Genomic DNA, 6,126 nt, shown 5'->3' on the forward strand with positions numbered 1-6,126 from the left:
GGCGGGTCAGGGCCTGTCGACCAGGTAGCGGGAGATGGTGGCGAAGGTGACCGCGTCGTAGGTGCTGCTGTCGCGCAGGTGCCCGGCACGTTCCAAGCTGATCGCGCCCTGGGCGGCGGCCCACAGGGCGTCGGCGATCTTCCTGGGCTGGGTGGGGATGATGTACCCGGCCGAGATGCAGTCGGCGATCACCCGGTCGAGGACGTTCAGCGCCGCGCGGGCGAGCGTCCTGGCCCGCTCGCTCGGCACGAAGCCGGGGATCGCCCGTTCGAACATCAGGGCGTAGTAGCCGGGCTCGGCGAGCGCGGCCTCCCGGTAGGCGGGGCCGAGGGCCGACAGGTGCTCCAGGGCGTTCCTGTGCGGGGGCACGGCCTCCAGGCGCCGCCGGAACCGCTCGAAGCCCTCCAGGTACAGCGCCTCGGCCAGGCCCTCCTTGCTGCCGAACATGGTGTAGATCACGGTCGTCGAGCACCCGGCCTCGGTCGCGATGCGGCGCATCGACAGGCTCTCCGGCCCGATCGTGACCAGGAGCTGGCTGGCGACGTCGAGCAGCCGTGCGCGCAGTTCGTCCTGGGAGGCCCGTTCACCGAGGAGATAGGCGCCCTGAAGGCCACGCGGCGCCGAGGAGGTCATGCGCCCACGCCCTTCCACTCCGAGCTTCCATCCGGTGACTTAGCCATGGTGAAGATCATTCAAACCAGTGCCACGTATGGAATATCCCTTATCGACCCTGTTTCCGTTACAGGTATGCTCTGTGGATTTTTATGCGTAACGGTGCGGCAGCCCGGGGCTCTTGTGCGGAGTGGAGTAACGCCACGTCCGAGCCGGTGGCATAGCGTCGAAGCATGGACGTGCGCCCCTTCTGGCTCGCCGGTCGCCCCGCCACGGGCGACGCCGAGCTCACCGTGACCAACCCGCATGACGGCCGTGTCGTCGCCGTCTGCTCCGTGCCGACCGCCGACCAGGTCGAGGAGGCCGTCGCCGCCGCGGCGGCCGTCCGGAAGCAGGCGGCCGCGCTCCCGATCCACGTGCGGGCCGAGGCCCTCGCGCATGTCTCGCGCCGGCTGGCCGAGCGTGCCGACGAGATCGCCCACCTGATCACCGCCGAGAACGGCAAGCCGATCTTCTGGGCCCGAGGTGAGGTCAACCGCGCGATCTCCACCTTCCGGTTCGCGGCCGAGGAGACCCGCCGCCTCAGTGGCGAAACCGTGCGCCTGGACACCGAGGCCGCCGCCAACGGCCGCCTCGCCTACGTCTCGCGCGTCCCCCACGGCCCCGTCCTGGGGATCACGCCGTTCAACTTCCCGCTCAACCTGGTGGCGCACAAGGTCGCCCCGGCCATCGCGGTCGGCGCCCCGATCGTCATCAAGCCCGCCCCGGCGACGCCGCTCTCCTCGCTGGTCCTGGCCGAGATCCTGGCCGAGACCGACCTGCCCGAGGGCATGTTCTCCGTGCTGCCGGTCCCCAACGACCGCGCCGCCTCGCTGGTGGAGGACCCGCGCCTGCCGGTCGTCTCCTTCACCGGCTCGGCTCCCGTGGGTTACGCGATCATGGACCGGGTGCCGCGCAAGCACGTCACCCTGGAACTCGGCGGCAACGCCGCCGCGGTCGTGCTCGCCGACGCCGACCTCGACTGGGCCGCCGCGCGCGTGGCCCTGTTCTCCAACTACCAGGCCGGGCAGAGCTGCATCGCCGTCCAGCGGGTGATCGTCGAGGAGTCCGTGCGCGACGACTTCGTGGCCCGGCTGATCCCCGCCGTCGAGGCCCTGGTCACCGGTGACCCCGCCGACGAGAAGACCCAGGTCGGACCGCTGGTCTCGGTCGAGGCCGCTGAGCGCGTGGAGCAGTGGGTCGAGGAGGCCGTCTCCGCCGGCGCCCGCCTGCTCACCGGCGGCACCCGCGACGGCGCGACCATCGCCCCGACCGTCCTCGCCGACGTGCCGGGCGACGCCAAGGTCTCCCGCGAGGAGGTCTTCGGCCCGGTGATGATCGTGCAGTCCGTGCCCGGCGTGGACGAGGCCTTCGCCGCGGTCAACGACTCCAGGTACGGCCTGCAGGCCGGCGTGTTCACCCGCAACCTCGACGTCGCGTTCCGGGCGAACCGGGAACTGGAGGTCGGTGGCGTGATCATCGGCGACGTCCCGTCGTACCGCGCCGACCAGATGCCCTACGGCGGCGTCAAGGACTCCGGCGTCGGCCGCGAGGGCATCCGCGCGGCCATCGCCGACCTCACCTACGAGAAGGTCATGGTCCTCACCGGCCTGACCCTCTGACCCCGTCACGCCTCCGGCGCCTCCCGCGGTGACCTCCACCGCGGGAGGCGCCGCCGGCGGAGCCGTTTCCCGGCGTACGGGCCGTCGCCGGTCACGAGGTGTGGGCCGTGGTGTACAGCTCCCGGGCGGAGTCGCCGAAGTAGGGGCCGTACATGCTGTGGCGGTCGTCGCTGTACTTGAAACTGCTGACCGAGATGATCGTGCCGCGCCCGGTGACGGCGTCGAAGCCGCTCAGCCAGGGGCCGCCGCTGGACCCGGCGGTCATGTCGCAGCGCAGGCCCTGGTCGCTGGTCTGGCCGTTGGGGTCGTCGTGGAGCGGGCCGGCGCAGTAGACGAGGTGCTCGCCGTCGTAGGGGCGGTCCGCGGGGAAGCCGAAACCGTGGGCCTGGCGCCCCCTGGGCGTGCCGAAGGCGATGTCCTGGCCGCCGACGACGTCGGTGAGGTGCTTGCCGTTCTTGTCGGCGCCGACGGCCACCATGCCGAGGTCGAAGCTGTCGTCGCCGGTGCGCGCCCAGGGACCCGCGACGAACATGCGGCGCGCGGTGAACTGCCCGTACGGCCTTCGTCCCCGGTCGTAGCCGGGGACGAAGGTCCAGTTGTCGGCCCAGGCTCCGGTGCCGTCCTTGACGCAGTGGCCGGCGGTCACCACCAGGTCCCTGTTGGCGCTCTTGACGGAGCTGGCCGAGCAGACGAAGTCGCTGCCGCCGAGGGTCAGGAACACCCGCCCGGTGGTGCGGCTCACCAGGCCGCCCGCGGTCCATCGGGCCCCGGCGGTGCGGGCGGCGGTCGCCACCCGCCGCGCCCCGGCGGCCGAGCCGGCCCGGCCGAGGGGGTCGAGGACCCGGCCGACCACCCGGGTGAGGGGGACCAGCGGGTCGAGCGGGACCGCCGCGGCCATCCGGCGAGGGGTCCAGTAGTCGAGCACGCGCCGCTGCTCCGACGCGGCGTCGGCGGCCACGTGCTCGACGACGTCGGCCGGGCCGGGCGCCGCGGCCGGGCGGTGGGACGCGGCCGTGCCGGCCGGCTGGACCCGCTCGGCGGGCCGGGCGGAGGTGTTCCCGGCCTGCTGCCTGTGCTCGGTGGCCGGCGCGCCGATCACGGAGGCGCTCAGCAGCCCTGTGACGAGCGGGACTGCCGCAACCAGGGGGAGGCTTGAGGTCATGAGACCCGAGTTTGCACTACCCCATGTGTTGTTGTGATTACTTTCGGTAAATCTCAGGGGGTGTCGGTGCGCTGCGCGGCGTCGTAGACGGCCTGCGCGTCCGTCCCGAAGTAGGGGCCGAACATCCAGCCGGCGGCGAAGCCGTATTTGAAGCTGTTCACCGAGTTCAGCGCGCCCAGGCCGGTGCCCTCGTCGAAGGAGAGGAACCAGGGGCCGCCGCTGGATCCGCCGGTCATGGTGCAGTTCAGGCCGATGTCGCGGGACATCAGGAAGTCGTCGAACGTCCGGCCGCTGCAGTAGACCAGTTTCGAGCCGTCGTACGGGCTGCCCGCCGGGTAGCCGAAGGAGTGCATCTGCTGCCGCCGGGGCTGGTTGAAGGAGACGCCCTGACCGCCGACCACGTCGGTCAGCGACCTGCCGTTCAGCGGGGCCACCACGGCGGAGGCCACGTCGTGGTTGATGTCTTCGTTGTTGTTCCACTGCGGGGTGGTGTAGAGCGTGGTCGCCACCCAGGTGCCGTACGGCCGCTCGCCGTTCGCGTAGCCCGGGACGAACACCCAGTTGCCGTGGAAGGACCCGCCCATCTTCACGCAGTGCCCAGCGGTGATCACGGTGCTCTCGTTCTCGCTGGTCACCGCGCTCGCAGAGCATGAGGAGTTGCGGCCCTGGTAGGTGAAGAACACCCGCCCGGTGGTCTTGGCGACCGCCCCGCCACGGGTCCACGCCGCGCCCGTGGAGGCGCGTGCGGCGGTGGCCGGCCCCGCGGCGGCCGTGACGGTGTCGCCGTCCGGTGTGGTCGCTGGGACGGAGACGGGGTCGGCCGCGGCCTGTGCCGCCATCGCCGTCGCGGTGAGCCGGACGCCGTCCTTCTTGGGGGCGAGGGCGTCGAGCGGCTGGGCGGACTCCATCTTCGCCGCGGTCCAGTAGCGCCGGACGGCCCGCTGCTCGGCTCCGGTGTCCGCGGCCTCCTTCTCGACCGGGTGGGGCGCGGCCACCGCCGCGGCGCCTCCGGCCGTGCTCCCGTTCCCGTTCCCGTTCCCGCTCGCGGTGCCCGTCGTGGCGCCGTGCGCGACCGTCGCGGAGAGCAGGGTGCCGCCCGCGATGACGGTGAGTACGGGGACCAGGTGTGCCGTGCGACGCATTTGTACCTCCCGAGACCTGTTGCTGTGCCGGGAAGCTAGTGCGCCGCCTGTAGGCATTTCTCAATATTTACAACTATTGATATGACTAAAATCGGACTTAACTAATTCCTTTTATCGCGCGTTTCTCTGCTCACGGGTTCCGGGGCCGATTCGACAGCGCGGCTCCGGGCGGGAGAATGGGGCGGTGCAGCCAGACACCATCCGCTCCGTCGTCCTGCTCGGCTCGACCGGCTCCATCGGCACCCAGTCCCTCGACGTCATCGCCCGCAACCCCGGCCGGTTCCGGGTGGCGGCGCTCGCCGCCGGGGGCGGCCGGGTCGACCTGCTGGCCCGCCAGGCCGCCGAGTTCCGGCCCGAGGCGGTCGCCGTCGCCGACGCCTCCGCCGCGCCGGCGTTGCGCGAGGCCCTGTCGGCCCACGGGGTGGGCGCGCGGGTGCTCGCCGGGCCCGAGGGAGTGGCCGAGGCGGCCTCCCTGCCGTGCGACGTCGTCCTCAACGGCATCACCGGCGCGCTGGGGCTGACCTCCACGCTGGCCGCGCTGGAGGCGGGCCGGGTGCTCGCCCTCGCCAACAAGGAGTCGCTCATCGTCGGCGGGCCGCTGGTCAAGCGCCTGGCCAAGCCCGGCCAGCTGATCCCGGTCGACTCCGAGCACTCGGCGCTCGCCCAGTGCCTGTGGGCGGGCGGGCCCACCGGCCCGGACGCCTCGGCCGTGCGCCGCCTGATCGTCACCGCCAGCGGCGGTCCCTTCCGCGGCAGGTCGCGCGCGGAGCTCGGCGACGTCACCCCGGAGCAGGCGCTGGCCCACCCCACGTGGTCGATGGGCCCGGTCATCACCGTGAATTCGGCCACACTCGTCAACAAGGGCCTGGAGGTCATCGAGGCGCACCTCCTCTTCGACATCGGCTTCGACCGGATCGACGTCGTGGTCCACCCGCAGTCGGTCGTCCACTCGATGGTCGAGTTCGTCGACGGCTCGACCATCGCCCAGGCCAGCCCGCCCGACATGCGGCTGCCCATCGCGCTCGCCCTCGGCTGGCCCGAGCGGGTCGCCGGCGCCGCCGGCGCGGTCGACTGGACCACCGCCCACACCTGGACGTTCGAGCCGCTCGACGACGAGGCGTTCCCCGCCGTCGCGCTGGCCCGGCAGGTCGGCTCGGCCGGCGGCACGGCCCCGGCCGTCTACAACGCGGCCAACGAGGTCTGCGTCGAGGCGTTCCTGGCCGGGCGGCTGCCGTTCCCGTCCATCGTCGACACGGTGGCCGCCGTGGTCGCCGAACACACCGTGACCGAGGCCGACTCGGTCGCCGAGGTGCTGGACGCCGACGCCTGGGCCCGGAACCGGGCACGCGAGCTCACCGGGACTGCCTAGACTGGGGAGCGTCGTCGACTCTTCAAGGGCTGAAAATGACTTCTGTTGCTCTCGGAATCCCGTCCGTCAGGACCAGGCCGATCGCCGAGCGGCGCACCTCCCGGCAGATCATGGTCGGTTCCGTCCCCGTGGGCGGTGACGCGCCGGTCTCCGTCCAGTCGATGACCACCACCGTCACCG

Annotated in this window: 5 protein-coding genes and 1 pseudogene; 3 read left to right on the top strand and 3 right to left on the bottom strand. The window is 72.1% G+C overall.

Features of this window, described 5'->3' with window-relative positions:
* Window positions 1-6: 6 nt before the first annotated feature.
* Window positions 7-633 (bottom strand): TetR/AcrR family transcriptional regulator, encoded by a 627-nt coding sequence (locus tag ABD841_RS36695; RefSeq protein ID WP_344981347.1) that lies wholly within the window; start codon window positions 631-633, stop codon window positions 7-9.
* 212 nt (window positions 634-845) lie between these two features.
* On the opposite strand from ABD841_RS36695, the gene ABD841_RS36700 reads away from it, so the two are divergent.
* Window positions 846-2,273, top strand: a complete 1,428-nt coding sequence (locus ABD841_RS36700; RefSeq protein WP_344981349.1) for an aldehyde dehydrogenase family protein — start codon at window positions 846-848, stop codon at window positions 2,271-2,273.
* Between the two features lie 91 nt (window positions 2,274-2,364).
* Here ABD841_RS36700 and ABD841_RS36705 read toward each other — a convergent pair whose 3' ends face one another.
* Complete coding sequence (locus ABD841_RS36705) at window positions 2,365-3,435, bottom strand: trypsin-like serine peptidase (protein ID WP_344981351.1); 1,071 nt, start codon at window positions 3,433-3,435, stop codon at window positions 2,365-2,367.
* Between the two features lie 53 nt (window positions 3,436-3,488).
* Window positions 3,489-4,577, bottom strand: coding sequence for a trypsin-like serine peptidase (locus ABD841_RS36710; RefSeq protein WP_344981353.1), 1,089 nt, complete (start codon window positions 4,575-4,577; stop codon window positions 3,489-3,491).
* A gap of 184 nt (window positions 4,578-4,761) precedes the next feature.
* Between ABD841_RS36710 and dxr the strand changes: the two genes are divergently transcribed.
* A complete protein-coding gene (gene dxr, locus ABD841_RS36715) occupies window positions 4,762-5,946 on the top strand; it encodes a 1-deoxy-D-xylulose-5-phosphate reductoisomerase (protein ID WP_344981355.1) in 1,185 nt (394 codons plus the stop codon).
* A 35-nt stretch (window positions 5,947-5,981) separates the two neighbouring features.
* Window positions 5,982-6,126, top strand: a pseudogene (locus ABD841_RS36720) (flavodoxin-dependent (E)-4-hydroxy-3-methylbut-2-enyl-diphosphate synthase); the annotation flags it as partial.

It is taken from the genome of Streptosporangium fragile (genome assembly GCF_039534445.1).
Lineage (GTDB): Bacteria > Actinomycetota > Actinomycetes > Streptosporangiales > Streptosporangiaceae > Streptosporangium > Streptosporangium fragile.

Bases quoted from the DNA above. Each gene is read 5' to 3' on its own strand.
- ABD841_RS36695 (WP_344981347.1), bottom strand. From the start codon at position 633: ATGACCTCCTCGGCGCCGCGTGGCCTTCAGGGCGCCTATCTCCTCGGT.
- ABD841_RS36700 (WP_344981349.1), top strand. From the start codon at position 846: ATGGACGTGCGCCCCTTCTGGCTCGCCGGTCGCCCCGCCACGGGCGAC.
- ABD841_RS36705 (WP_344981351.1), bottom strand. From the start codon at position 3,435: ATGACCTCAAGCCTCCCCCTGGTTGCGGCAGTCCCGCTCGTCACAGGG.
- ABD841_RS36710 (WP_344981353.1), bottom strand. From the start codon at position 4,577: ATGCGTCGCACGGCACACCTGGTCCCCGTACTCACCGTCATCGCGGGC.